Origin of the sequence: Erwinia wuhanensis (assembly GCF_030484085.1) — a bacterium.
In the GTDB taxonomy this organism is placed as follows: Bacteria; Pseudomonadota; Gammaproteobacteria; order Enterobacterales; family Enterobacteriaceae; genus Erwinia; species Erwinia aeris.
Map to the genome: position 1 here is coordinate 104,570 of NZ_JAUJUH010000008.1, position 20,958 is coordinate 125,527.

Annotated in this window: 16 protein-coding genes; 8 read left to right on the top strand and 8 right to left on the bottom strand. The window is 58.5% G+C overall.

Annotated features, from left to right (window positions below; translation table 11 throughout):
- Nucleotides 1-20 precede the first annotated feature (20 nt).
- From pstB to QZH36_RS18055, 3 genes are read right to left on the bottom strand one after another with little or no spacing between them, the layout of a single operon-like run.
- On the bottom strand, nt 21-788 hold the full coding sequence (gene pstB / locus QZH36_RS18045; protein ID WP_301252009.1) for a phosphate ABC transporter ATP-binding protein PstB: 768 nt from the start codon (nt 786-788) through the stop codon (nt 21-23).
- A gap of 14 nt (nt 789-802) precedes the next feature.
- Nucleotides 803-2,440, bottom strand: a complete 1,638-nt coding sequence (gene pstA / locus QZH36_RS18050) for a phosphate ABC transporter permease PstA (RefSeq protein ID WP_301730793.1) — start codon at nt 2,438-2,440, stop codon at nt 803-805.
- Nucleotides 2,437-4,560, bottom strand: coding sequence for an ABC transporter permease subunit (locus QZH36_RS18055; protein ID WP_301730794.1), 2,124 nt, complete (start codon nt 4,558-4,560; stop codon nt 2,437-2,439). Before QZH36_RS18055 ends, pstA begins: the two co-directional genes overlap by 4 nt.
- Nucleotides 4,561-4,717: 157 nt before the next feature.
- Here QZH36_RS18055 and ppk1 point away from each other — a divergent pair, with 157 nt between their 5' ends.
- The 3 genes from ppk1 to tehB are packed head-to-tail and all read left to right on the top strand — an operon-like array spanning nt 4,718 to nt 8,906.
- Nucleotides 4,718-6,778 (top strand): polyphosphate kinase 1, encoded by a 2,061-nt coding sequence (gene ppk1, locus QZH36_RS18060; protein WP_253459378.1) that lies wholly within the window; start codon nt 4,718-4,720, stop codon nt 6,776-6,778.
- 5 nt (nt 6,779-6,783) lie between these two features.
- Nucleotides 6,784-8,313 (top strand): exopolyphosphatase, encoded by a 1,530-nt coding sequence (ppx, locus tag QZH36_RS18065; protein ID WP_253459376.1) that lies wholly within the window; start codon nt 6,784-6,786, stop codon nt 8,311-8,313.
- Nucleotides 8,310-8,906, top strand: a complete 597-nt coding sequence (gene tehB / locus QZH36_RS18070; protein ID WP_301730796.1) for a tellurite resistance methyltransferase TehB — start codon at nt 8,310-8,312, stop codon at nt 8,904-8,906. Before ppx ends, tehB begins: the two co-directional genes overlap by 4 nt.
- Nucleotides 8,907-8,909: 3 nt before the next feature.
- Here tehB and QZH36_RS18075 read toward each other — a convergent pair whose 3' ends face one another.
- Complete coding sequence (locus QZH36_RS18075; RefSeq protein ID WP_301730798.1) at nt 8,910-11,156, bottom strand: sensor domain-containing phosphodiesterase; 2,247 nt, start codon at nt 11,154-11,156, stop codon at nt 8,910-8,912.
- A gap of 287 nt (nt 11,157-11,443) precedes the next feature.
- On the opposite strand from QZH36_RS18075, the gene QZH36_RS18080 reads away from it, so the two are divergent.
- Nucleotides 11,444-11,620, top strand: coding sequence for a YfgG family protein (locus QZH36_RS18080; protein WP_125289545.1), 177 nt, complete (start codon nt 11,444-11,446; stop codon nt 11,618-11,620).
- Nucleotides 11,621-11,721: 101 nt separating this feature from the next.
- Entirely contained in the window at nt 11,722-13,161 is a 1,440-nt protein-coding gene (gene mgtE / locus QZH36_RS18085; RefSeq protein ID WP_125289544.1) for a magnesium transporter, read from the top strand.
- Nucleotides 13,162-13,291: 130 nt separating this feature from the next.
- Here the strand turns inward: mgtE and QZH36_RS18090 are convergent, their stop codons facing one another.
- The 3 genes from QZH36_RS18090 to QZH36_RS18100 form a co-directional block, all read right to left on the bottom strand.
- Nucleotides 13,292-14,056, bottom strand: coding sequence for an NADPH-dependent F420 reductase (locus tag QZH36_RS18090; RefSeq protein WP_301252014.1), 765 nt, complete (start codon nt 14,054-14,056; stop codon nt 13,292-13,294).
- A 112-nt stretch (nt 14,057-14,168) separates the two neighbouring features.
- Complete coding sequence (locus tag QZH36_RS18095; RefSeq protein WP_445235136.1) at nt 14,169-14,903, bottom strand: NADPH-dependent F420 reductase; 735 nt, start codon at nt 14,901-14,903, stop codon at nt 14,169-14,171.
- Nucleotides 14,904-14,927: 24 nt separating this feature from the next.
- Nucleotides 14,928-15,284, bottom strand: coding sequence for a MarR family winged helix-turn-helix transcriptional regulator (locus QZH36_RS18100; protein WP_253459366.1), 357 nt, complete (start codon nt 15,282-15,284; stop codon nt 14,928-14,930).
- Between the two features lie 429 nt (nt 15,285-15,713).
- Here QZH36_RS18100 and QZH36_RS18105 point away from each other — a divergent pair, with 429 nt between their 5' ends.
- The 3 genes from QZH36_RS18105 (at nt 15,714) to QZH36_RS18115 (ending at nt 19,138) form a co-directional block, all read left to right on the top strand.
- The gene (locus QZH36_RS18105; RefSeq protein ID WP_301730799.1) at nt 15,714-16,490 is read left to right on the top strand and encodes an MBL fold metallo-hydrolase; all 777 of its coding nucleotides are present in this window, start codon (nt 15,714-15,716) and stop codon (nt 16,488-16,490) included.
- Nucleotides 16,491-16,547: 57 nt separating this feature from the next.
- Nucleotides 16,548-17,510, top strand: a complete 963-nt coding sequence (locus QZH36_RS18110) for a GlxA family transcriptional regulator (RefSeq protein ID WP_301730800.1) — start codon at nt 16,548-16,550, stop codon at nt 17,508-17,510.
- A 473-nt stretch (nt 17,511-17,983) separates the two neighbouring features.
- Complete coding sequence (locus QZH36_RS18115) at nt 17,984-19,138, top strand: epoxide hydrolase family protein (protein ID WP_301730801.1); 1,155 nt, start codon at nt 17,984-17,986, stop codon at nt 19,136-19,138.
- A 162-nt stretch (nt 19,139-19,300) separates the two neighbouring features.
- Here the strand turns inward: QZH36_RS18115 and guaA are convergent, their stop codons facing one another.
- A complete protein-coding gene (gene guaA / locus QZH36_RS18120; RefSeq protein WP_253459358.1) occupies nt 19,301-20,881 on the bottom strand; it encodes a glutamine-hydrolyzing GMP synthase in 1,581 nt (526 codons plus the stop codon).
- Nucleotides 20,882-20,958 lie beyond the last annotated feature (77 nt).

Consider the following 20,958-nt stretch of genomic DNA (forward strand, 5'->3'; position numbering starts at 1 on the left):
CCGGCGTTTCCCTTTTTTATTCAGCCATAGCGTCCCGTAATATAATCCTCTGTGCGTCGCTGGCGCGGCGCGGTAAAAATCCTGTCCGTTTCGTCAAACTCCACCACGCTGCCGTGATGCATAAACGCGGTATAGTCGGATACGCGCGCGGCCTGCTGCATATTATGCGTGACCAGCACCAGCGTGAAATGCTGTTTCAGCGTGCTCATCAGTTCTTCAATCACCAGCGTGGAGATCGGATCGAGCGCCGAGGTCGGCTCGTCCAGCAGCAAAATTTCCGGTTCGATGGCGATGGCTCTGGCGATCACCAGCCGCTGCTGCTGGCCGCTGGAGAGCGTTAAGGCATTCTGCCAGAGGTTGTTTTTTACCTCTGACCAGAGCGCCGCCGCGCGCAGCGCGCTTTCCACCGCCTCGTCCAGCACGCGCCTGTCGCGTACGCCCTGAAGACGCAGCCCGTACACCACGTTTTCATAGATGGTTTTGGGGAACGGGTTTGGCCGCTGAAAAACCATGCCGACCCTTCTGCGCAGCGCCGCGAGATCCTCATTGCCGCCCAGAATCGACTGCTGCTGCAGGCGGATATCGCCCGTAACCCGACAGCCGTCAATCAGATCGTTCATGCGGTTAAAGCAGCGCAGCAGCGTCGATTTACCGCAGCCCGACGGGCCAATCAGCGCGGTAATGCGGTTTTTGGGCACGCGCAGATCGATTGCCTTCAGCGCCTGTTTCTCGCCATACCACAGCGAAAGGTTCTCCACCTCCAGCGCGGTGTCCTGCTCGTTTGGCATTACGCTCTTCTCCATTAATTAATCAGCGCGCGGTAGCGTTCGCGCAGCCGGTGGCGCAGCGCCATCGCCAGCAGGTTCAGCGCCAGAATAATCAGCACCAGCAGCAGCGCCGTGGCGAAAACCAGCGGCCTGTCCGCCTGCGCGTGGGGATTCTGAAACGCCAGATCGTAGATTTGGAAGCCAAGATGCATAAATTTGCGGTCAAGATGCAGATAGGGGAAAACCGCATCCACCGGCAGCTCCGGCACCATTTTCACCACGCCAACCAGCATCAGCGGCGCGGTTTCGCCTGCCGCTCGCGCCACCGCCAGGATCAGCCCGGTCAGCATCGCCGGGATCGACAGCGGCAAAACCACATGCCACAGCGTTTCCGCCTGGGTTGCGCCCAGCGCCAGCGATCCTTGCCGCAGCGTCTGCGGAATGCGCGACAGTCCCTCTTCCGTGGCGACAATCACCACCGGCAGCGTCAGCAGCGCCAGCGTCAGCGACGCCCAGAGCAGGCCCGGCGTGCCGAAAGTGGGATCCGGTAACGCGTGCGCGAAAAAAAGCCGATCCAGGCTGCCGCCGACCAGCCAGACAAAAAAGCCCAGGCCGAACACGCCGTAAACGATGGAGGGCACGCCAGCCAGATTGACTACCGCGATGCGCACAAGACGCGTAAGAAAACCGTTGCCGGCATACTCATGCAGCCAGATCGCCGCCACCACGCCAAGCGGCATCACCACCACGGACATCAGCAGCACCATTAAAATCGTGCCGAAAATAGCCGGAAATACGCCATCTTCGCCCAGGCTGCCGCCGGAAGCGCCGCTGACAAAATGCCACAGCTGCGAGCCAAAATGGCGCCACTTTTCGCCGTAGCTCATGGCGTTGGGATACCAGGCCGCCAGGATCTGCGTCAGCGGAATAAGATGCTGCGATCCCGTGACGTCGCGCAGCACCAGCACGGTGCCTTCGTTCTCCTGGCTCAGTCCGGTCAGCGCCTGCGCCTGCTGGCGAAACTGCCGCTGAAGCTCGGCGCTGTCCGCCTGCCAGATGCTCTGCGCCTGCGGCGTATAGCGCTGCTCCTGCTCCAGGCGCTGCCGTTTACGATCCAGCTGCTCCATTTCGCTGTTCAGCCGCGCCAGCGCCACATGGCGAATTTTTTCTGCCTGCCGCTGGCGCTGCCGCGTCTCTTTAATCCGCTGCTGTAGCACGCGCATCATATCGGCAGCCACCAGCGGCCTTCCGTTTTCGCGCAGGCCGTCAAACCAGCCGTAGGCCATACCGCCGACGCGACGTTGCAGGGCGATAACGTTGCCTGGCCGCTCCGTCGCGATAATATCGCTGCTGAGCAGGCTGTGAAAATCACTGTCGCTGAAGTCGCGGTTGCCGGTTTTAATCAGGTAACGCGTCACGTGTTCCGGCAGATTATCCGGCAGCGGCGCGCCGCTGGCCTCGAGACGCTCGCGCGGGACGCCCTGAGAGCTGGCGATTTCACCCAGCGTCTGCGGCGCATGATCCACCGTAAACAGCGTCACCGGCTGCGGCCAGAAGTAGCGCATGGCCGACCAGCCGAGCAGCGCGATCAGCAACAGAAACGCCAACAGGCTCAGCGCCACCGCGCCGCCGGTCAGCCATCGCCAGCGATGATTGCGGCTAACGGCGCTCATCCCTGCATTTCCTGCTGGCTGAAGCGCTGACGCAACCGCTGACGCACCAGCTCCGCCAGGGTGTTGACCACCAGCGTAAAGACCAGCAGCACCAGCGCGCTCAGAAACAGCACCCGATAATGGCCGCTGCCTGCAGCGGCTTCCGGCATTTCTATCGCCACGTTAGCGGAGAGCGTGCGTACGCCCTGTAACAATCCGCCTTCCGTCACCGGCGTGTTGCCCGTTGCCATCAGCACGATCATGGTTTCTCCTATCGCCCGGCCAAAGCCGATCATCAGCGCCGCAAAAATACCGGCGGACGCGCCCGGCAGCACGACGCGCGTTAAGGTTTGCCACTGCGTCGCGCCCAGCGCCAGCGATCCCTGCCCCAGCGACGGCGGCACGCTGAAAATGGCGTCCTCGGCCAGGGTGAAGATCAGCGGCACCAGCGCAAAGCCCATCGCCACGCTGGCGATCAGCAGGTTACGCTGCTGATAGCCGCCGCACAGGCTGTCGGCCAGGCTGACGCCCAGCACGCGATGTTCCAGCATCGGCAGCAGCCAGAGGCAGCCCAGCGTCACCAGCAGCAGCACCGGCAGTAAAATCCAGATTTCACGCCCTTCGCCGCACAGCCGCCTGCGCCATTTTTCCGGCAGCCGTTGTGAAACGTGGCTGCACAGCAGCAGCGCGGCGGCCAGCGCCAGCGGCCACAGCAGCACGCCCGCCAGGCGATCCGCCAGCTGCGGCGCCAGCCACAGCCCGGCAATCAGCCCGATCACCACGCTGGGCAGCGCGCCCATCATTTCTATCGCCGGTTTTACCCAGCGACGCAGCGCGGGCGCCATAAACCAGGCCGTATACATAGCGGCGGCCAGCGCCAGCGGCGTGGCGAACAGCATCGCCAGTCCCGCCGCCTTCAGCGTGCCGACCACCATTGGCACCAGGCTGAACTTGCCCTGGTAATCGTCGTTGGCCGACGTGGACTGCCAGACGTAGTCCGCCTGCGGATAGTGCTCATACCAGACTTTTTGCCACAGGTTGCGCCAGCTGATATCCGGCCAGGGGTTGCTGAGGTGATAATGCTGCCAGCTGCCCTGTCGCTCCACCAGCAGCCCGTCGCCGCGCGGCGCAAAGGCCGCGTTCAGCACGCCGGGATCGAGCTGGCTGCGCAGCACCACGCCTTCCTGCTTGCTGGCGAACAGCTTAAATTCGCCCGCCGGGTTTAAGGTAGCGAACACGCGGCGATGCGCCTCGCTTAACAGCAGAGGCTGGTTGCTGGCGTGATGGAAAGCACGGATAGCGTTCAGATGCGGGCCGGTCGCGCTGGCGATATCAAACCACTGTGTGATGCTGTCGTGGTCAGCCATCAGCAGCGTGCTGCCCCCGCTGAGCTGGGCCAGCCGTTCCGGCTGTTGCAGTAAGGTGTGGGATTCGCGCAGCGTCAGACCGCCGTCGGTGATGCGCCAGACGCGCAGGCTGTTTTTGGCAAGGCCGTACAGCAGCCGTCCATCGGGCGAAATCATCAGCTGGCTGACGTCCGGCACGCTGACGCTGAAGCTTGCCGTCGCCTGTAGCGGCTGAAAGCGGTAAAGCGTGATCTGCGTGGCGCTGGCCTCGGCCACCAGCCAGCGGTTTTCCGCCGTCTGCGCCAGCGCAATAACCTTCGCGTCGGGATTGCCGCCCAGCGGCTGGTCGCCCAGCGGAAACTTCCAGCGCGGCTCCGCTTCGCTGAAGTCGGGCTGCACCAGCGTCAGGCCGGCGGCGCTTTTCAGCAGGACGCTGTCGTTATCCGTCGCAACGGCGACGCGGCCCTGCGCCAGCCATAGCGCAGGCACTTTCGACTGATTCATCAGCGAAAGGAATTCCGCCCTGCCCTGCGCGTCAATACGCCATCCCCACTGCTGCTGCGCGTCCATGCCCATTGCTACGGCCGGCTGGTCCTGATCCAGCGCAATGCGGCTAACGCTGCTGAGCGTCGGCGACGAAAAAAGCGGCACCACCACCCAGATCAGCCAGACGAACAGCAGCAGCATCACCAGCAAAATCGCCAGTCCGCAGGCCATCACCACGCGTCGGGTCAGCCGATCGATAAACTGCCGCCGCCGATCGTTATAATGTGCAGGAATGGGAATTGGGTTCATGCCAGTCTTCGCTATAAAATGCGCTTAAGCGCCTTATGTTGCCCGTATGTGGCTAATAAGACAATCGGGATTCGCCATAGACAGGGCTGTCATACTCTCGTCATAATGCCCCGAGACAATGCCTGGTTTTTTACAGGATCTGTGGAACGGAGTAAAAATGGGTCAGGAAAAGCTTTATATAGAGAAAGAACTAAGCTGGTTATCCTTTAATGAGCGCGTTTTACAGGAAGCGGCGGACAAATCCAATCCCCTGATTGAACGGATGCGGTTTTTGGGCATCTACTCCAATAATCTGGAAGAGTTTTATAAAGTCCGCTTCGCCGATCTGAAACGCCGCATTTTGATTGGGGAAGAACAGGGTTCGCCCGACACGCCGCGCCATCTGCTGAAAAAAATCCAGGCGCGCGTGCTGAAAGCCGATCAGGAATTTGACGGGTTGTATAACGATCTGCTGCTGGAAATGGCGCGCAACCAAATTTTTCTGATCAACGAACGTCAGCTCTCTCCCAATCAGCAAAGCTGGCTGCGGCACTATTTTAAACACGAGCTGCGGCAGCACATTACGCCGATCCTGGTTTATCCCGACACCGATCTGATTGAGTTTCTGAAAGACGACTACACCTATCTGGCGGTAGAGATTATTCGCGGCGAAAAGATTGACTATGCGCTGCTGGAGATCCCGTCTGATAAGGTGCCGCGCTTTGTCAACCTGCCGCCGGAAACACCGCGCCGCCGCAAACCGATGATCCTGCTGGATAACATTCTGCGCTACTGTCTGGGCGATATCTTCCGCGGCTTTTTTGATTACGATGCGCTGAACGCCTATTCGATGAAGATGACCCGCGATGCGGAATATGACCTGGTCACCGAAATGGAGTCCAGCCTGCTGGAGCTGATGTCTTCCAGCCTGAAGCAGCGCCTGACCGCCGAGCCGGTGCGCTTTGTCTATCAGCGCGATATGCCCGACGCGATGGTGGAGATGCTCAGCAAGAAGCTGAACATCAGCAACTATGACTCCATCGTGCCCGGCGGCCGCTACCATAACTTTAAAGACTTTATCGGCTTCCCGAACGTCGGCAAGGCCAATCTGGTCAACAAACCGCTGCCGCAGCTGCGCCACATCTGGTTTGACCGCTTCCGCAACGGCTTTGACGCCATCCGCAATCGCGACGTGCTGCTTTACTATCCTTATCACACCTTTGAGCACGTGCTGGAGCTGCTGCGCCAGGCTTCTTTCGACCCTGCCGTGCTGGCGATAAAGATCAACATTTACCGCGTGGCGAAGAATTCACGCATTATCGATGCGATGATCCACGCGGCCTATAACGGTAAAAAAGTCACCGTGGTGGTGGAGCTACAGGCGCGTTTCGACGAAGAGGCGAATATTCACTGGGCGAAACGCCTGACGGAAGCGGGCGTGCACGTGATTTTCTCCGCGCCGGGCCTGAAAATTCACGCCAAGCTGTTTTTAATTTCCCGTCGTGAAAACGGCGAGATCGTCCGCTACGCCCATATCGGCACCGGCAATTTCAACGAAAAAACGGCGCGGATTTACACCGACTACTCCTTACTGACCGCAGATGCCCGCATCACCAACGAGGTCAGACGCGTCTTTAACTTTATCGAAAACCCCTATCGTCCGGTGAGTTTCGAGCACCTGATGGTGTCGCCGCAGAACTCGCGTCAGATGCTCTATCAGCTGATTGATAACGAAATAGCCAACGCGCAGAAAGGCATTCAGGCCGGCATCACGCTGAAGATCAACAATCTGGTCGATAAAGGCCTGGTGGATCGGCTTTACACCGCCTCCAGCGTCGGCGTGAAGGTTAACCTGCTGGTGCGCGGCATGTGCTCGCTGATCCCCAATCTGGAAGGCATCAGCGATAATATCCGCGTGATCAGCATTGTCGATCGCTATCTGGAGCACGATCGCGTCTATATTTTCGATAACGGCGGCGACAAAAAAGTGTTCCTCTCCTCCGCCGACTGGATGACACGCAATATCGATTACCGTATTGAAGTGGCCTGCTGCATCCTTGACCCTATTCTGAAACAGCGGGTGCTGGATATTATTGGCATCCTCTTCAGTGATACGCTTAAGGCGCGCTTCGTAGACAAAGAGCTTAGCAACCGTTACGTTCCGCGCGGCAACCGCCGTAAGGTGCGCGCGCAGCTGGCTATTTACGATTACATTAAATCTCTGGAACAACCTGACTAACCACTATGCCAATATCCCAGAAAAGTACGCCCAAACCCCAGGAATTCGCCGCCATCGACTTGGGCTCAAACAGTTTTCATATGGTGATTGCCCGCGTGGTGGACGGCGCCATGCAGGTGCTCGGCAGGTTGAAACAGCGGGTGCATCTGGCCGACGGTCTGGATCACAACAACGTGCTGGCCGAAGAGGCGATTGAACGCGGCCTGAGCTGTCTGGCGCTGTTCGCCGAGCGTTTGCAGGGCTTCAGCGCGGCCAACGTTACCATCGTCGGCACCCACACGCTGCGCCAGGCGGTGAATGCGGAAGACTTTTTACGGCGCGCGGCGGACGTCATCCCCTACCCGATTGAAGTTATTTCCGGGCAGGAAGAGGCGCGCCTGATTTTTATGGGCGTGGAGCACACCCAGCCTGAAAAAGGCCGCAAGCTGGTGATCGATATCGGCGGCGGCTCGACCGAACTGGTGATCGGTGAAGATTTCGAACCTAAACTGGTGGAAAGCCGCCGCATGGGCTGCGTCAGCTTCGCCAATCTCTATTTCCCCGGCGGCGCCATCAGCAAAGAGAATTTCCGCCGCGCGCGGCTGGCCGCCACGCAAAAGCTGGAAACGCTCTCCTGGCAGTATCGCCTGCACGGCTGGCAGTACGCGCTGGGCGCGTCCGGCACCATCAAAGCCACGGTGGAAGTGCTCCAGGCGATGGGCGAGAAAGACAAGCTGATTACGCCAGAGCGGCTGGAGAGTCTTTATGACGAGGTGATTAAGCATAAGTCTTTCGACAGCCTGAGCCTGCCGGGCCTTTCCGACGAGCGTAAGGTGGTGTTTGTGCCGGGCCTGGCTATTCTCTGCGGCGTCTTTGACGCGCTGGCTATCCGCGAGCTTCGGCTTTCCGACGGCGCGCTGCGCGAAGGCGTGCTTTATGAGATGGAGGGCCGCTTCCGCCATCAGGATATTCGCAGCCGTACCGCGCAGAGCATGGCGAACCACTACGCCATCGACAGCGACCAGGCCCGGCGCGTGCTGGACACCACCGAACAGCTCTACGTCCAGTGGCGGGATCAAAATCCTAAGCAGGCGAATCCGCAGCTGGCCGCGCTGCTGAAATGGGCGGCGATGCTGCATGAGGTGGGGCTGACCATCAACCATAGCGGCCTGCATCGCCATTCGTCCTATATCCTGCAAAACACCAATATGCCGGGCTTTAATCAGGATCAGCAAACGCTGCTGGCGACGCTGGTACGCTGGCATCGCAAAGCGGTGAAGGTGGACGAGCTGCCGCGCCTGACGCTGTACAAGAAAAAGCAGTTTCTGCCGCTGGTGTTTCTGCTGCGGCTGGGCACGCTGCTGAACAATCAGCGCCAGGCGACTTCGACGCCCGATTCGCTGCTGCTGGAGACGGACGACGGCCACTGGACGCTGACCTTCCCCCGCGATTACTTTAGCCAGAACAATCTGGTTCAGCTCGATCTGGAACGCGAACAGAGCTACTGGAAAGAGGTGACCGGCTGGCAGCTGACGATCAAAGAGTCCGATGAATGAACCAGAAGCCCGACCATTACTACACCGAAAAGTATCAGCTTACCGCCCCGCACTCTGAAGTGGTGGCGGCCGTTAGTCAGATAGCGCCCGGCGGTCGGGCGCTCGATCTGGGCTGCGGCAGCGGGCGGAATTCGCTTTATCTCCATCTGAAGGGATTTGAGGTAACCGCCTGGGATCGCAATCCGGCGCGTCTTGAGCAAATTATTGCGGAAGAGCAGCTGAGCGGCATTCACACGGCGGTTAAAGATCTTAATAACGTGAGGTTTAACGGCGCTTACGAGCTGGTGCTCTCTACCGTGGTGATGATGTTTTTACAGCCGGAAGCCATCCCGCAGCTGATTGCCGATATGCAGGCCAGCACGGTACGGGGCGGCTATAACCTGATTGTCTCGGCGATGGACACGGAGGACTATCCGTGTTCGCTGTTCCCCTTCACGTTTAAATCCGGCGAGCTGAGCGAGTACTATCGCAAATGGCGGATCGTGAAATATAACGAGCATGTCGGCCAGCTGCACCGCACGGACGAGCACGGCAACCGCATTTCGCTGCGTTTCGCCACGCTGCTGGCGCAAAAAGAGCGGGTGAAAGAGTAGCGGCTAGTCGGGCAGCCTCTGCGGAGGCGCCTCGGCCTTCTCCGCCAGCGAATACAGCGGCTTTGCTTCGCCGTACAGCGCGCCCTGAAGGTAATCCACGCCCAGCTTGCGCAGCAGAGTGTCTGCCTCCTGCGTTTCCACGTCCGCCGCCACAATCTGCATTTTTTTCAGCCGGGCCATAATGCAGGTTGATTCAATGATTTGATAATCCAGGCTGTTATTAAACATATTGCGGACAAACTCGCCGTTAAGCCGCAGCATATCCGCTTCGATCTGCTTTAACAGCGCGTAGCTGCTGTAGCCGTGCCCAAAGTTGCTGATAGCGACGCGGCAACCCAGATAGCGCAGCTGGTCGATGGCCCGATAGCCACCGCCGTGCGGCGTCAGCATCGGCGACTCTTCCACGTAAAAGATCAGCTGCCACGGCTCAACGCAGTAGTCCTGCAACATCGCCTGTATCTCTTTCGCCAGCCCCGGCCTGCACAGGCTAAGGGTGAAAAGCTCCGTCGCAATGCGGATGCCGGGCAGCCTTGTCCGATGCTGGTTGATAAAACAGAGGATCTGGCGCAGCCGCCAGCAGTCCAGCTCCCAGGTTAAGCCGAACTCGTTGATGACCGCATAAAACTCTGTTGCCGGTACCGGTTCGCGATGGTCGTTTTCCAAAGCAAGCCAGACCGCGTGATAGTCGTCGCCGCGCACGCCGCAAATTCTCTGCGCAATCAGCTGGAAACCGTTGGATTTTAGCGCCTGCTGGATGGTATTCAGCAGCGCGATTTTTTTGCTGATGCGGTACTGCACCGGCTGCGTCATTTTCTGCTGCAGGTTCTCCGTTATGCCGCTGGTCAGCGAGAGCTCCGCCATGCCGCTCAGCTCGCCGAGCAGCTCATAAAGATGATTGACCGGCGGCAGGACGCTGCAATAGCTGACGCCGATACCGGGATGCACCGGCAGGCCGTCCCAGCTCAGGCAGTAATCTTTCAGCCGGGCCGTGATCTTTTCAATCCGCGCCAGCTGCCCGCTCCCTTCCAGCCGCATCACTAAATCGAAGCCGGGGAGCTGATAAACGTCTTCCTCCGGCTGAAGTTCAGGCTTCAAATGGGCGGCCAGGCTGCTTTTATAATGAATACGCAGGCGCAGTCCATAGATGCGGCTCAGGCGATCCAGATCGGGGATAGTCAGAAAGCAGAGCGTGGAGCCGGGGCTGTTTGCCAGCGCCAGGCTTAGCGCGCGCAGATTAGGCAGATTCATGACGGGATCGTTTAACGCCGCCGCTTTGGTTCTGGCCAGCGTGCGGCGCTGGCGCGTGGTGATAGCCGCCATCAGCAGCAGGCTAAGGCTGAACACCAGCAGGTTGGCTGAAATAACCGCCAGCTGATAAGGCCCGGTATCCGGATGAAGAAAACGATCGCGCAGCTGATAAAGCACCATCAGCAGCAGCGCCCAGAGCAGGCCGGTAAAAAGATAGCCGAAACGCATCGCTGCCCAGAGCATTAAAGGCAGCATCAGGGGCAAACCGTATTCGGTGGCCAACAGATTCTGCCGGCCAGGCGCGACCTGAAGCAGCATGGTCAACAGAAACGCCAACAGCAGCGTCCATACCACGCCTTCCGTTTTGCTGACCTCGGGTGAAAACTGCTGGCGAAGGCGAAAGATCGTCAGCCGCAGATAGCCCGGACTGCGCAGGCTGCGGACGACCAGATAGCAGACCGGCACCATAGTGACGCAAGCCAGCAGCACGGACTGAAAATTCAGCAGCGTATGCAGCGAAAACGGTTCCCAGGGGAAAATCGAGCCTTTTAGCGGCACAAGGCCTGCCGTCGCCAGCCCCTGCATCATAAAAACAAACAGCGAGGGAATAAAAAAAGCCAGCCAGAACAGCCTGTTGGGCATCAGGCGCAGCTCGCCATAGCTGACGCCCCAGCGCCGTTTCACCTGAAGCCGGTAGCCGCTCCAGCCGCTTAACAGCACCAACAGCCAGGTGGCGGCGATCGCCGCCGCAGGCCCGGGCGCGTAGCGGTTAAAATAGTAGAGGCTCAGCCCTGTTGCTATCCCCGGAAAAGCCTTCCAGTCATACACCAGCAGCATCGCTATAATCATAGCCAGCGGCAGATAGATCAGATAAACGTAGCCATCCAGCATCCAAAGGCGCACCGAAAGCTGCGTGGTGAGCGGCATCAGAATAGCCGGCAGAATAAGGGCTAGCCCCCAAGGGCTTTGACGGAAGCGGTTAAGGCGGGCCGTGATGATCATGATACTCGCTGGATAACAGGGCGATCACGCCCGAACAGGATAGGCCGGAGCAGACCGGCGCTGGCGTATCCGCAATACTATGCATATTCCTCCGGCTAAAATTGATCTTCATCATTTTCAGTGCTTTTCTCTGCCAGAATCTCGCTGCCGTCAGGGAAGCTGAGAGGTAAACCCGCCGCGCCGCGCGTCTGAACAAAGCCCTCTCCTTCGGGCGATCGGCATTGACCTAGCGGCCGCGCTGTGTCTAAATTGTGCAATTGCCTACGGGCTAACTTCAGGAAACTTGCGTGAACCGCGCCATGCCATTCAGAAAACAGCGTAAAACAAGCCGTATGACCCGGATCGTTTTGCTGGTCAGCTTTATTATCCTGGCAGCACGCCTGCTTTATGTGCTGCCCGGGGCTATTGAACACCACAAACAAAAACAGCAGGAAACGACGGTCTCTGCCCCCGGCGCTAAATAGCGGCCAGGCCGCCTGAAAAAGTGCAACTTATTCCGTTCATCCGCCCAAATTAAGCAATACTTACTTCTTTGTCCGCTTTTGCCAGACACAAGGGAATTTTTATGTCTGTAGCTCAGTCACATGCTCAGCAGCTTGCTGAAATCCGTAACCGTATACTTAATCTTCTGCTCAACGACAACGACCTCGTGGATACGCTGCTCCGCAAACCGCTGAAACAAAGCGAAGCCGAAGCTGCAGCGCATCAGGAGCAGGTGCAGGAGCTGAGAGACTACCTGCCGCTGCTGCACGCTGCGGATATCGCCGACCTGCTGGAAGCGCTGCCGGAAGAGGAACGCCAGGCGCTCTGGCAGCTGGTCGGTACCAACCGACGCGGCGAAGTGCTGGTCGAAGCGTCTGAAAACGTCTGGGAAAGCCTGATCGAGGAGATGAGCGATCGCGATCTGCTCCAGGCGATCGAACCGCTGGATATTGATGAACAGGTTTATCTCGCCAAGTATTTATCGCGTGATTTAACGGGCCGGCTGCTGACCTCGCTCGATCCGGCGCAGCGTTCACGCGTGCTGGAAGTGATGGATTTCGACCGCGACCGCGTCGGGCGCATCATGGATTTTAAGCTGGTTACCGTACCGGCCGACATCAAACTTGCAACCGTACAGCGCTATCTGCGACGGAAGAAAGTGATGCCGGAAGGCACCGATAAGCTTTTTATTACCGACGAAAACAATATGCTGCTGGGCGAGCTGACGCTGATGGATATTCTGCTGAACAAGCCCGGCAAGCGGGTTTTCGAGGTGATGAACGACAGGCCGGTGACCTTTCGGCTGGATGACAAGGCTGAAGACGCGGCGGGCGCGTTTGAGCGTTACGATCTGATCTCTGCCGCCGTTATCGATGCCAAAGGCAAGCTGATGGGGCGCGTCACCATCGAAGACGTTATCGACCTGGTTAACGAGGCGAACGACAGCAATATTCGTAAGATGGGCGGCGTAAACCCTGACGAGGACGTTTTTGCCCCGGTCAGGAAAGCGGTACGCACTCGCTGGACATGGCTGGCGGTTAACCTCTGTACAGCCTTTGTCGCCTCACGCGTGATCGGCCTGTTTGAGGATACGATTTCCCAGCTGGTGGCGCTGGCGACGCTGATGCCGATTGTAGCCGGGATCGGCGGCAATACCGGCAATCAGACCATTACCATGATCGTGCGCGCGCTGGCGCTACATCAGGTCGAACCGGGTAACTTTTCGTTTTTGATCGCGCGCGAACTGGGCGTGGCATTGATTAACGGTCTTTGCTGGGGCGGTATTATGGGCGGCGTCACCTGGGCGATGTACGGCAATCCGGCGCTGGGCGGCGTCATGATGCTGGCGATGGTGCTGAATCTGCTGCTGGCGGCGCTGATGGGCGTCCTTATTCCGCTGATTATGACCAAACTAAAACGCGATCCGGCAGTCGGCTCCAGCGTTCTGATCACTGCGCTGACCGATACCGGCGGCTTTTTCATTTTCTTAGGGCTGGCGACGATTTTTTTACTGCATAAGTAACGGTATCGTCCGGGGCGCGCGCACAAAGCCTGTTCACTTTGTACCCGCGCCCCACGGCCACTCTTTTATCCTCGCCCGACATCCTCTGAAAAGACGCCACGCTGCCAGGACTTTAAGATTTGTGGTTCGCTTACCTGAAGATTATCCGCGATACCTGGACGCCAAAGTCCGCGTTCGGATTGGTAACCGAGTCGCCAGCCCGCTCCTGGAAAACAGCAACGGCAAGATCTCTTCTTTTCGGCAGACGAGAGATATCGGCCTCGGCCAACGCCGCCGGGATCTCATCATAGTGCAAATCCGTGCAGTAAACCGGCGAGCCAGGCTGCTGACGCCAGGAATCCGCCAGGCTGCCGGCGTCAAAAGCATCGAAGCCGGTATCATTCACCAGACGCATAATCAGCTGCCGACTCGCCTCATCATCGCCGGCAACCGGTATCGCAATGCGATCCGCCGCGCCTTGCGGCATGCCCTTTTCGGCAAAAGATCCCGAGCCGATGGCGTTCCAGGCTTTGATCACGGGTCGACCGATCTGCTCTGACACCCACAGGCTTTCTGGCTGGCCATTTTCGATAGCGTCGATTTTCAGATCCCGGTGCGGATAATAATTGGAGGTATCCGCCACCACAACGCCGGAAGGCAGCGCGCGAATAAGCGGCGCCACGTCCGGAATGCGGACGAGCGGAATAGAAAGGATCAGGACGTCAATATCGTTAACGGCCTCTTCTGTTCTTACCGCCTGGGCGCCCGTGGCAAGCGTTTCTGCCTCGATGGTTTCCGGCCCGCGCGAGTTGGCGACCTTCACCTGGTGCCCGGCGGCGGCCAGCTTACGGACCAGGGTTTTGCCTATATGACCTGTACCGAGAATACCGATTTTCAAAGGGGATGAAGGGTTCATGGTTCTCTCCTGTCTTATTGGCTGCCGCTCGGGGCAGCGTTCTCCAATACGGCGTGTCTTTGGCGATATCTACAGCCCGAACGCCGTGATTATTGTCATTGTGCAAACGGCGTTATGCCGTCACTGCCCGGTTGCGGGCAACGATATGCTCGTGGGTCAGCGGTTCGCTGGCAGACATAAACTCTTTCAGCAGCGCCTCGCGGTTTACGGGGGCACGTTCTTTATCTGCCGCCAGCAGCGCCTTCTTCAGCGCCGCTGCGCTAAGTTCTGTACAGTAGGCTGGCGTACCGGGCTGCTGACGCCAGGACTCCGCGAGGCTACCGGCATCCACGGCATCAAACCCGGTATCGCTGACCAGCGCCATCGCGGTGCGTTTGGCTGTTTCATCATCGCCAGCGACCGGAATGGCAATCCGTTCGGTTACGCCCACAGGCATCCCCTTGTCAGCCAGGGTAGCCGCCAGCACGGCATTCCAGGCTTTAATCAGCGGCCTGCCTGCCTGCTCGCTGGCCCAAACGCTTTCCGGCTTACCTTGCGCGAGAGCGGGAATAGCATCATCCCGAAACGGATAGTAGTTAGAGGTATCGATAACCGGTACGCTGGCCGGCACGGTTTTCAACAGTTCGGCCAGACCCTGGTGAGCGGTAAAGGGCGTTGACAGGATAACGGCGTCGGCGCCTTTGACGGCCTCTTCCCGCGTCACCGCCGTTGCGCCAGCCTTGCGGGCGACCTCGGCGATGGTTTCCGGCCCCCGTGAATTTGCCAGCCTGACGCTATGGCCGCAGGCAGAGAGTTTGGCTGCCAGTGTGGCGCCGATATTTCCCGCGCCAATAATGCCGATATTCATAAATGTCTCCTGATTGCTGAGGGGTTATTCGGCTGCCGGATGGGCAAAGTCATTGAGCGTGTCGCGTAGCTGAACCAGCCCTGCTTCCGTCAGTTTGCAGGCCGATCTGATTTGATCGGTCACGGCCCACAGGGTGTCACGCAGCGCCTCTCCGCTCTCTGTCAGCGTGACCAGCACCCGACGTTCGTCTTTTGGATCGCGTCGGCGGGATACTTTCCCCGCCGCTTCCAACCGCTTCAGGAGCGGCGTAATGGTGCCCGTATCCATCCCCAGCCTGCCGCCCAAATCCCCTACCGATCGGGGCGTTCCGTTAAACAATTCCAGCATCACCAGATACTGCGGGAAGGTCAGCCCCAGCGGATCGAGGAAAGGTTTATGCATCCGGTTCATCCTGTTTGCCGCCCCGTAAAGGGCAAAGGAAAGCTCGGTGCCTATTTCCCGGCGTTGTTTGTTAATGGTCATCTCGTAATATCTGTTGGTTGATTATCTAGTGCACTAGATAATCCTGGCAGATTTTCCTGTCGCTTGCAAAAGGATCGCCAGGTAATTTGTGCGCTGTTGCTTCAGAACGGCCATAGTTGTCGCGGTATTTGCTTGATAGTAAAGGCATAGTGCGCTGGAAAGGCAGGCTGATTCAGCTGCGATCCTGATCGAAACGCCCCGGCACACCCTCACTTTCAGGTTGGCCCAATCTCATCGCTTATTGACCATCGGGCTACTCACGCCTCGCTGTTTATCCTCCCTATACTGCTTCCGTACCTGCTTAAAAGCCTTTCGCTACGCGGAAAAAGACTACAGAAGGAAGAAACGATGAAACTGACGCAAATCCGTAACGCCACGCTTATTCTTGAATATGCGGGGAAAAAATTTCTTATCGATCCTATGCTGGCGGACAAAGAAGCCTGGCCGGGCTTTCCCGGAACGGCACGTCCGCATCTGCGTAACCCGCTGGTGGCGCTGCCGGTTGCCGTGGATACCCTGCTGAACGTCGATGCGGTGATCGTGACCCATACCCATCCCGACCACTGGGACGATGCGGCGCAGCAGCTTATTCCTGACGACAAGCTTATTTTTACCCAGCACGATGCTGATGCCACGCTGATCCGCAGCCAGGGCTTTACCAACGTTCGCGTGTTGACGACGGAAAACAGCTATGAAGGCATTACTATCATTAAAACGGGCGGGCAGCACGGCAGCGATGAGGCCTATGCAAACCCGGAAATGGCTGCCATGCTGGGTGATGCCTGCGGCCTGGTGTTCCGCCACGCCGATGAAAAAGTGCTGTATATCGCCGGCGATACTATCTGGGTGAAACCTTATGAAGAAAGCCTGCAAAGCCACCGGCCGGACGTCGTGGTGCTTAATGCCGGTTTTGCTCAGGTCGACGGTTATGGCGCCATTATTATGGGCACCGAAGATATCCTGCGTACTCACCAAATGCTGCCGGAGGCGACGATCGTGGCTTCGCATCTGGAAGCCGTTAATCACTGCGTGCTGACCCGCGCGGAAATCCGTGAGTTTGCTCAGCAAAAAGGTATGCAACAGAGCGTATGCGCGCCCGAAGATGGCGAAACGCTGGTATTCTGATGCTTTTGGGGAACCTGCTCAGTTCGGCGGGTTCCCAGCCCAGTCAGGAGAAAAAACGTGACCGTTCCTGTTGTTGCCGTGATTGCCACTGCCGGAGTCAGCACCTTTCACTTTTCCGTCCCCTGTATCGTTTTCGGCAAGGCGCTGCCCGAGCCGGATCGCTTCGATCTGCAAATCTGTGCGGAAACGCCCGGCAACGTTCTGTCCGATATTGGCCTGTTTATTAACGTAAAACACGGGCTGGCGCTGCTGGAAAAGGCCGATATTATCGTGGTGCCTTTCTGGGATCGTCCGGAAGAGAAACCCTCTCCGGCGCTGCTCAGCGCGCTAAAAGCAGCCTGGCGGCGCGGCGCAGAGGTGGTGGGATTATGTCTGGGCACCTACGTGCTGGCCTATGCAGGACTGCTGGAAAACCGACGCGCGGCTACGCACTGGGAATATGAAAAAGACTTCACGGAACGCTTCCCGCAGGTGCATCTTGATACCAACGCGCTTTATATCACTGATGAACGCCTGACCACTTCCGCCGGGACGGCTGCCGGCATCGACTGCTGCCTGAGTATCGTGCGCGATCGTTATGGCAGCGTGTTAGCCAACAAGGTCGCCAGGCGCATGGTGATGCCGCCCTATCGGGAAGGCGGACAGGCGCAGTATATCGAGCGTCCCGTCCCGGAAACCACTCGCGATAATGCGATTAACGAACTGATCGGCTATCTGCGCAGAAACCTCGAAAGACCGCACACTATCGATTCGCTGGCGGCCTTTTGCAATATGAGCCGCCGCACCCTGACCCGCCACTTTTTTACCGCTACCGGCCTGACGCTGAGCGACTGGCTGATCAGCGAGCGGCTTCAGCGCAGCCAGGTGCTGCTGGAGTCGACGGATCACAGTATTGAGGTGGTGGCAGCCATGTCGGGATTTCAGTCGCCGGTATCGTTCCGACAGAATTTTAAACACCGATTTGCCGTCAGCCCCAGCGAATGGCGTCGGGCCTTCAGAGGGCCGGACGCGCTGCTGTAGAGAGCAGGATGCCGCTGATGAGAAGCTGTTGCGCGCGCCTGCAAAGCTCTGGTTATGGCAGCGATAACGGCGACTTTCCGCTACGCCAGCGGGTAGCCGATGGCGTTAGCAGTATGGCGCTACTCCCGCCCGGCAGGACAAGATAATAAAGTCCAAATTGGGTCAACGATATGGCCTGCAACTTATCCATGCCTTGTTTGTTCGTTAATTAAACGGTAACGTCAGGAATCAACACGTATAACCGTTGCTTTACTCATCCGCATCCACTAACCAACAGGTGCTTTATGGATCACACCACCCGGCAATATCGGGACGCTGTCCACCCTTATCAGCGTAGCGCGCGCTAACGCCTGCGCGTAAACCCCCTTTCCCGCCCGGCAGGGTTTGCAAGATAGCGGCTCACGCCATAGCCTGCGGGAATGGGCTTCCATCCGCGACACACTGGCCCACACCTCTATGCAAGGAATCAAACGATGACCAGTCCTGTAGAGTCCTTCCCCATTCACATTCCCCAGACGCAGCTTGACGATCTGGCCCAGCGCCTGGCGCAAACCCGGTGGCCAGATCCGGAAACCGTAAGCGACAACAGCCAGGGGCCGAAGCTTGAACGTCTTCGCGCTCTGGTAGCGCACTGGCAAAAAGACTATGACTGGCGCGCCACTGAAACCCAGCTCAACCAGTGGAACAGCAGCCGCACTGAGATCGACGGCCTCGGCATTCACTTTCTACATATTCGCTCGCCCCATTCTGACGCCCTTCCCTTGCTGATGACGCACGGGTGGCCAGGCTCTGTTCTTGAATTCAGGGCAATGATCGGCCCGCTTACCGACCCTACGGCCTATGGGGGGCAAGCCAGCGATGCGTTCCATTTGGTTATCCCTGCGCTACCGGGTTTTGGTTTCAGTGATAAGCCAACTTCCCCGGGATGGGGCGTGGGTAAAACCGCCAGCGCCTGGGTGCAGCTAATGACGCGTTTGGGCTATGGCCAGCGCTGGGCTGCCCAGGGTGGAGACTGGGGATCGGCCGTGACCACCGCTCTGGGGCATATGCGCCCGCCAGGCCTGGTCGGCATTCACCTGAACATGGTGATGTATCAGCCGACCCAGGATGAAATCGCGCAGGCCACCCCTGAAGAGCAGCGCATGCTGGCTGATGCGCAACGCTACGACCAGGAGCTTTCGGGCTATATGAAGGTGCAAAGCACCCGGCCGCAGTCGGTAGGTTTTGCCCTGGCAGACTCCCCCGTGGGCCTGGCCGCATGGATATACGCGCTATTTCAGGACGCCTCCGACAGCGGCGGCGAGCCTGAGCGGGCAATCGACATCAACGCCCTGATCGATGACATCATGCTGTACTGGCTGCCTAACGCCGGCCCAAGCTCGGTCCGCTTCTACTGGGAAGGAATACGTGAAATGCAACAGCAAGGTCCCGCTTCTGCCATCCCCACCCCTGCGGGCGTGAGCATGTTTCCGGGCGAGCTGCTTCGTCTCTCACGGCGCTGGGCGCAGGCGCGTTTCGAGGATTTGAGGTTCTTTGCGGAAGCTGAGCACGGCGGCCACTTTGCCGCGATGGAAAACCCGGCAGTGCTTACCGACCATGTGCGTGAGACTTTTCGCTTGCTGCGTTGAGCGGACAAGCGTGCCTGATACCCTGTCAGCATTAACTAACTGAACAGGGTTTCGAGGGGCTTTTCTGATGAGGCCTGCACTGCGCACCAAAACGATTGATGACGCAGAAAAACCACCGCCTGTTTTTATTCCAGGTATAAAAACAGGCGGTTAACTACAGTACTATTCCCACTCGATCGTCGCCGGCGGCTTGCCGGAGATATCGTAAACCACGCGGGAAATACCGTTGATTTCATTGATGATGCGGTTAGAGACGCGGCCCAGGAACTCATAAGGCAGGTGCGCCCAGTGCGCGGTCATAAAGTCGATGGTTTCTACCGCACGCAGCGAAACCACCCAGTCATACTTACGCCCGTCGCCCATCACGCCTACTGAACGTACAGGCAGGAACACGGTGAACGCCTGGCTGACCTTGTTATACAGATCGGCCTTGTGCAGCTCTTCGATAAAGATCGCATCGGCGCGACGCAGCAGATCGCAATACTCTTTCTTTACTTCGCCCAGCACGCGCACGCCCAGACCCGGTCCAGGGAACGGATGACGGTAAAGCATGTTGTACGGCAGACCAAGCTCCAGGCCGATTTTACGCACTTCGTCTTTGAACAGCTCACGCAGCGGTTCAACCAGGCCCATCTTCATCTCTTTCGGCAGGCCGCCCACGTTGTGGTGCGACTTGATAACGTGCGCTTTGCCGGTAGCAGAAGCGGCGGATTCGATCACGTCCGGATAGATGGTGCCCTGCGCCAGCCACTTCACGTCTTCCAGCTTCAGCGCCTCTTCATCGAACACTTCCACGAAGACGCGGCCAATGATTTTTCGCTTGGCTTCCGGCTCGTCGACGCCCGCCAGCGCGTCCAGGAAACGTTTTTCGCCTTCCACGTGGACAATGTTCAGGCCAAAGTGATCGCCGAACATCTCCAGCACCTGCTCCGCTTCGTTCAGGCGCAGCAGGCCGTTGTCGACGAATACGCAGGTCAGACGATCGCCGATGGCGCGGTGCAGCAGCATCGCGGTCACGGAAGAGTCCACGCCGCCGGACAGGCCCAGGATCACCCTGTCGTTGCCCACCTGCACGCGCAGGCGCTCAACCGCATCTTCGATGATTTTTGCCGGCGTCCACAGCGCTTCACACTGGCAGATATCCAGCACAAAACGCTCCAGCATCCGCTGGCCCTGACGCGTGTGCGTCACTTCCGGGTGGAACTGCACGCCGTACAGGCGCTTCTCTTCGTTAGCCATAATGGCGAAGGGGCAGCTTTCGGTGCTGGCAACGGTCACAAAATCGGACGGGATAGCGGTAACTTTGTCGCCGTGGCTCATCCAGACGTCCAGCAGCGGTTTGCCGTCCGCGCTCAGGGAATCTTCAATGCCGCGAGTCAGCGCGCTGTCCACGCCAACTTCTACCTGCGCATAGCCAAACTCGCGCTCGCTGGAGCCTTCCACCTTGCCGCCAAGCTGCAGCGCCATGGTCTGCATCCCGTAGCAAACGCCGAATACCGGCACGCCCGCGTTGAAAACGTATTCCGGCGCGCGCGGGCTGTTGTGTTCGGTGGTGCTTTCCGGGCCGCCGGAAAGAATGATGCCGTTTGGATTAAACTGGCGGATCTGCTCTTCAGTGACGTCCCACGCCCAAAGTTCACAGTAGACGCCCAGCTCGCGCACGCGGCGTGCCACCAGCTGCGTATACTGCGAGCCGAAATCAAGGATCAGGATGCGGTGTTTATGGATATTTTCCGTGGTCATTGGGCTATTCCAGAGCGATAAACAAATACAGGGATTAAGTAAAATGCCCGGTCAGCGCCGGGCATCGGGCCGGGTTA

What these genes read in the sequence shown, in the direction of transcription:
- pstB (WP_301252009.1), bottom strand. Translation starts at nt 788, where the DNA reads ATGCCAAACGAGCAGGACACCGCGCTGGAGGTGGAGAACCTTTCGCTG.
- pstA (WP_301730793.1), bottom strand. Translation starts at nt 2,440, where the DNA reads ATGAGCGCCGTTAGCCGCAATCATCGCTGGCGATGGCTGACCGGCGGC.
- QZH36_RS18055 (WP_301730794.1), bottom strand. Translation starts at nt 4,560, where the DNA reads ATGAACCCAATTCCCATTCCTGCACATTATAACGATCGGCGGCGGCAG.
- ppk1 (WP_253459378.1), top strand. Translation starts at nt 4,718, where the DNA reads ATGGGTCAGGAAAAGCTTTATATAGAGAAAGAACTAAGCTGGTTATCC.
- ppx (WP_253459376.1), top strand. Translation starts at nt 6,784, where the DNA reads ATGCCAATATCCCAGAAAAGTACGCCCAAACCCCAGGAATTCGCCGCC.
- tehB (WP_301730796.1), top strand. Translation starts at nt 8,310, where the DNA reads ATGAACCAGAAGCCCGACCATTACTACACCGAAAAGTATCAGCTTACC.
- QZH36_RS18075 (WP_301730798.1), bottom strand. Translation starts at nt 11,156, where the DNA reads ATGATCATCACGGCCCGCCTTAACCGCTTCCGTCAAAGCCCTTGGGGG.
- mgtE (WP_125289544.1), top strand. Translation starts at nt 11,722, where the DNA reads ATGTCTGTAGCTCAGTCACATGCTCAGCAGCTTGCTGAAATCCGTAAC.
- QZH36_RS18090 (WP_301252014.1), bottom strand. Translation starts at nt 14,056, where the DNA reads ATGAACCCTTCATCCCCTTTGAAAATCGGTATTCTCGGTACAGGTCAT.
- QZH36_RS18095 (WP_445235136.1), bottom strand. Translation starts at nt 14,903, where the DNA reads ATGAATATCGGCATTATTGGCGCGGGAAATATCGGCGCCACACTGGCA.
- QZH36_RS18100 (WP_253459366.1), bottom strand. Translation starts at nt 15,284, where the DNA reads ATGCATAAACCTTTCCTCGATCCGCTGGGGCTGACCTTCCCGCAGTAT.
- QZH36_RS18105 (WP_301730799.1), top strand. Translation starts at nt 15,714, where the DNA reads ATGAAACTGACGCAAATCCGTAACGCCACGCTTATTCTTGAATATGCG.
- QZH36_RS18115 (WP_301730801.1), top strand. Translation starts at nt 17,984, where the DNA reads ATGACCAGTCCTGTAGAGTCCTTCCCCATTCACATTCCCCAGACGCAG.
- guaA (WP_253459358.1), bottom strand. Translation starts at nt 20,881, where the DNA reads ATGACCACGGAAAATATCCATAAACACCGCATCCTGATCCTTGATTTC.